Origin of the sequence: uncultured Empedobacter sp., assembly GCF_937930195.1 — a bacterium.
Classification (GTDB): domain Bacteria; phylum Bacteroidota; class Bacteroidia; order Flavobacteriales; family Weeksellaceae; genus Empedobacter; species Empedobacter stercoris.
Window position 1 is genome coordinate 1 of record NZ_CALGVK010000195.1, and the last position, 5,217, is coordinate 5,217.

The following is a 5,217-nucleotide window of genomic DNA, read 5'->3' on the forward strand; positions in this document are numbered from 1 at the left end:
TTGTAACATTTCCAAAAGCGATACGTTTCATATCTTCTTTTAGTTCGATGTTTAACGCAAATTGTTCGTCATCTTCTTGTAAGGAAGAAGCAAAAGGATTGGATTTAAACTTTGTATCCAACTGAATTTTAGAAACAGCATCAGAAGGTAAATTTTTATTCAATAACTTTTCGTTACCACCCAATACTTCGCGACCGCCAACGGTAACTTGAGACATCGGTTTCCCTTTGTACATCACTTTTCCATTTACGACTTCGATTCCTGGTAATTTTTTTAGAATATCTTCTAACGTTTCTTCGTTTCCAACCTTGAAAGAATCTGCATCAAACTCGATTGTATCACCTTTTACTTTGATGGCTTGCTGCGCCTTTACAATGGTTTCTTGCAAAGAAATTTGATTTCCTTTTTTTAGCTTTAATTTTTTGTTGACGTTTTCTGTTAAGTCAACATTTTCTATGTAAGTCTCAAAACCAGCCTGTTCAATTTCAATATCATATTTTTGACCACAAGGTAATTTGAATTCAAATTCTCCAACATTACTTGTAAAAACAAAGCCTTTACCTTCGTTATTTTGATCAAAAATAGAAACTGATGCATCGGTAACAGGAATACCATTTTCGTCTGCAACAGAACCTTTTAGTTTACATTCTTGTGCAAATGTAAATTGAGCTGCCCCAACGAGTAAGAGTGGGTAGAGTATTTTCTTCATAGAAATATAGTGTTATTGTATACTAATTTTTGTAGAGGTTTTGAGTAGAATTCAATCAATTCAACTTAAGTTGAACTGATTGAATTCTTATTTTATGCATTGATTATTTGGTGTCTACGCCACCGCCCATCAATTCTTGTGCTTTTTTCTGGATTTCCAATACGACTTTCATAAATTCGTCTTGCGTTACAACCTCTCCTTTAGTCGGTAAGGCAATTTTTAAATCTTTATCCGAAATTTTCAAATCTTTTAAGGTATAAATCATTTTAGCGCCATTCGCTTCAAATTCTGCTTTGATGATTAATCCTGGTAATCCAGCTAAAGAAGTAGGTCCGTCTTTGATTGGAATTGCTGGTGCATACCAAGCGGTAACTGGGATAGAGTCCATCATCACACCTTCTGCTTTTGTTGCTTGGTATCCTGCGATATCCGTTTTTTCGCGTGAGATTTTCCATTTATAATCTGGAATCTGATCTTTGATTAAATATTGTTTAACCCCCATATCCACTTCTTTGTAGTATAAATGAGGTGTAACCGTAAAATCTTTGTACGTTGGTTTATTGTCCATTGCAGCCATTTGTTGCGCAATAATTCCTAAACCACCTTGACCATTGTTTACTTTTTCTTCTAATGTAAATGTTGAATTTTTAGAATTACTTTTGAAGAAATAAGTCATAAAAATTCCACCATCAATTTCAGCTTTCAACATAGGACCAAATTGTGCTCTGTATGCTTCTGGAATAGTTTTCATGGTTTGATCATAATCCATTTTAACTTCCATGACATAAGTGGCGTCAATATTTTGTGCTTTATTGTCTTGTGCGATAGAAACTGTTGTTGTAAGAATTCCTAAGGCAAATGTTAAGATTGCTTTTTTCATAATTGTTGTATTTTCTATAGTTAGTCTACTTAGTAGGTTGAATGTTACAGAAAAATATTACATTGTTTAGTCAACATAAAATGTCATTCAAAAAAAAGATAGGTTTCCAAGTGACATTTTTTACGTTTTATTTATTGTTAGATTATAATAAATAAGTCGAAATATGACCACCTTTCTTTGCAAACTCTTTTTTCAATTCATCAAATGAATCTTGGTTAATCGCTTTTGTCGAACCTTCTAAAATATAAGTTGTATACCCAAGCGATAAAGCGTCTTTTGCTGTGTAGTACACACAAAAATCGCCTGCTAAACCACAAACATATACACTCGAAATATTGTGATCTTTTAGATAACCATTTAACCCTGTCGGATTTTTTTTATTCACATCAAAAAAAGCACTATACGAATCTATATTCGGATTCATTCCTTTTCGGATAACCGCACTAATCTTTTTTTGATTGATATCTTTATGCAATTCAGCTCCTTTTGTTCCTTGTACGCAATGATCTGGCCATAGAACTTGTTGTGTTCCATTTAAATCAATCACATCAAAAGGATTTTTTTCTGGATGTTGAGAAGCAAAACTCTTATGATCTGCTGGATGCCAATCTTGTGTAGCGACCACCAAATCAAATTTTTCTTGTAATTTATTGATGCGTTCGATAATTTGATCTCCTTCATTAACAGCTAATGCTCCTCCTGGCAAAAAATCGTATTGCATATCCACGATGATTAAAGCTTTCATAGTATTTTATTTCTTAAGATTAATATGGTATTAAATATAAGTTTTTAAATACGAAAATAGCTTAATTTTCAAGGAAATTTAATCCCGTTTGTTCACGCCAGAATTTCGCATCTCTTCAAAACGTTTGCGTTGATCGTTCATTAACTTGTTGTATTCCTTTTGCGAAATTGCATTTTTATCTTTTGGCTTTTCGATTGATTTAGTATTTGTTGCAGTCGAAATATTCGTTAAAGATATGATACGTTTACCACTTATGGGACCTCTGTTGATCTCTGTTTCTACCTCTGCAATTAAACCAGGTAAACCCCAATAATTTTCAGGACCTGTTTTGTATTTTAATGTCGGAATGTACCAAGCTGTTGTTTGAATACTATCAATAATAGCTGTTGCTTTTTTGGCTTCGTTACCTAAAATTGTTTTAGTTTCTCGCGTTAATTTCCACTCATAATTTTGCAAAGTGTCTTGTATAGTATAACTTTTCATCATCATGTTTTGTTCTTTCAACAACTGTTGTGTAGACGTATTTTTGTAAATGTTATCTCCATTCATCAACATCATTCTACCACCACGCAAACCTCTCATTCCTTGTTCTTGCGAATTAGAAATTTTCTCCACCAATTTATAAAGTGATTCTTCGCCTAATATGGTCAAGGTAAAATCTTGGGGTTCTTGTAACGATTTCACCATTTGTTCTTGTATATCTTTTGGCATTTGTCTACTTCCACCTCCTGGAGGTTGAAATTTAAAATCGTCGGGTAGAATAATTCGAGAAGTATAACTAACTTCTAACTTTTCTTGTTGCGCAAAAGAAACAATACTTATAAGTAAAATAAAAACTGAAATTATCTTTTTCATTTGTGTGATTTTGTCATTAGACAATTAAAAGGTGAAAATGTTTAATCGACTCAAAAAATATTTATTCTCAAAGTCTAATCTTTATCTACACCTTCTGAACGCATTTTTTTAAATCGTTCCATTTGTTTTTTAGACATTGTTTCAAACTCTTTTTCAGAAATTACGTTCTTTTCTTTTGGTTTTTCGATAGGTTTCATATCTGCAACTTCTTTTACTTCTGTTGCTTTTATCGTTACATTTCCAAAACCTTTATTACTCGTATTTTTAGTACTAATAATTTCTAATTCCAAAATCAAACCTGGTAATCCATTGTACATCGCAGGCCCGTCTTTGATTGCAATACTTGGAGCGTACCATGCCACTACAGATTTTGTACTGTCAATAATTGCAGTCGCTTTTTTGACATCAAAACCAATTATTTTTTTCGTTTCTCTACTTAATTGCCATTTATATTCAGTCAGCTTATCTTTTATTAAATAAGGCTTATCCATGAGATTAACACTTTTTGCAAATTCTTTTGTCGATAGATTTTTGTAAAGTCCATTTCCTCCCCCAGACATGCTCATTGAAACAGAAAAACCATTATTACCTTGATTATTACTTATCTTTTCAACTTTTTTATAAGTTGATTCGTTATCATTGATTACTAAAGTAAAATCTTTTGGTTCAGAAAGACTCTTGAAAACATTGTCATAAAAATCACTTGGTAAATTTACTGAACCAGAAGTTTCGACTTTCATGTTCTTTTTAAATTCATCTTTGTCTATATTTATAGTTTCTTGGTAAGTTACTTCCAGTTTCTGTGCAAAAGCGATTGTTGCCAATAATGAGAATGTAAATAGAGTTAATATTTTCTTCATTGTATGTGTTTATAAAACAATATTATGAAGAATAAATTTAATTTCTATAAATGTAGAGTATTAAATAAATGTTAAACCTTTATTGAAAATAAAAATTATTTTAAGTCGTTGAAGTACTGACGTTTTTGAATGAAGTATTGAAAAGGTAATAACCCAATGTCAGAATATTTTTTTGATTGATGTTTTTGACGTTTTCTGTACATCTTAAAGAAACCTCCATAAAAATGCATATGTGATAAGAAAACTGCCCAAACATGTGGAAAACCTTGGGTTGGTAAAAACGCAACAGCAGCAACTCCGTCCATTGAAAGACGTGTAAAAAGCATTGGGAATAATTTGTTTGCAGGTAGATTTTTTAACATCATCCATAAACTATTTCGATAATTTAAATACCATTTTTTAGGATTTGATTTATCTAATGTTGCGCCACCTAAATGATAAACCGTCGATCCCCCGCAGTAGTAAATTTTTCGACCCGAATTATTTAATCGCCAGCATAAATCAATTTCTTCCATGTGCGCAAAATAATCTTCATCAAAACCATTTTGTTCAAAGAAATCTTTTTTTCTGATGAATAAACTTGCACCCGTTGCCCAGAAAATTTGTGTTGTGTCGTCGTATTGACCGTTGTCTTTTTCTAATGTAGAAAAAACTCGTCCACGACAAAATGGGTATCCAAATTTATCAATGAAACCACCTCCAGCACCGGCGTATTCAAAATATTCTTTGTTTTTGTAGTCTACTATTTTGGGTTGAATAGCCGCAATATCTTGGTTGCTGTTGAATAATTTTTCAATTGGATCAATCCAATTTTCAGTAACTTCAACATCCGAGTTTAGTAAACAGAAATACTCTGCTTCAATATGTTTTAAGCCTTCATTATAACCTTGTGCAAAACCATAATTTCCTTTGTTTTGAATGATTTTCACTTCAGGAAATTGAGTTTTCAACAATTCAATAGAATTGTCAGTCGACGCATTGTCAATGACATAAATCGATGCGTTTTTAGAATGGTTAATAACTGAAGGTAAAAATTGAGGAAGTAATTTTGCTCCATTCCAATTTAAGATGGCAATTGCTGTTTTCATGAATATTTAAAATTACAAATCGGCATATTTCCAACGTTTGTGGCTCCAAAGCCAATTATCTGGATGTTGTTGAATAGTTT

The 5,217-nt window shown here is 32.0% G+C and carries 6 protein-coding genes; all 6 read right to left on the reverse strand.

Annotated elements, in window-relative coordinates; genetic code table 11:
- A partial coding sequence (locus tag Q0616_RS11715; protein ID WP_298777079.1) for a carboxypeptidase-like regulatory domain-containing protein occupies nt 1–709 on the reverse strand: 709 nt, incomplete at its 3' end.
- 103 nt (nt 710–812) lie between these two features.
- On the reverse strand, nt 813–1,589 hold the full coding sequence (locus Q0616_RS11720) for a GLPGLI family protein (protein WP_225538950.1): 777 nt from the start codon (nt 1,587–1,589) through the stop codon (nt 813–815).
- 142 nt (nt 1,590–1,731) lie between these two features.
- On the reverse strand, nt 1,732–2,334 hold the full coding sequence (gene pncA, locus Q0616_RS11725; protein ID WP_171623865.1) for a bifunctional nicotinamidase/pyrazinamidase: 603 nt from the start codon (nt 2,332–2,334) through the stop codon (nt 1,732–1,734).
- Between the two features lie 78 nt (nt 2,335–2,412).
- Nucleotides 2,413–3,189, reverse strand: a complete 777-nt coding sequence (locus Q0616_RS11730) for a GLPGLI family protein (protein WP_225538951.1) — start codon at nt 3,187–3,189, stop codon at nt 2,413–2,415.
- A 74-nt stretch (nt 3,190–3,263) separates the two neighbouring features.
- On the reverse strand, nt 3,264–4,049 hold the full coding sequence (locus tag Q0616_RS11735; protein ID WP_298777080.1) for a GLPGLI family protein: 786 nt from the start codon (nt 4,047–4,049) through the stop codon (nt 3,264–3,266).
- Nucleotides 4,050–4,144: 95 nt separating this feature from the next.
- Nucleotides 4,145–5,137 carry a glycosyltransferase family 2 protein gene (locus tag Q0616_RS11740; protein ID WP_260541156.1) on the reverse strand — a complete coding sequence of 331 codons (993 nt, stop codon included), beginning with the start codon at nt 5,135–5,137 and terminating at the stop codon, nt 4,145–4,147.
- Nucleotides 5,138–5,217: the final 80 nt, after the last annotated feature.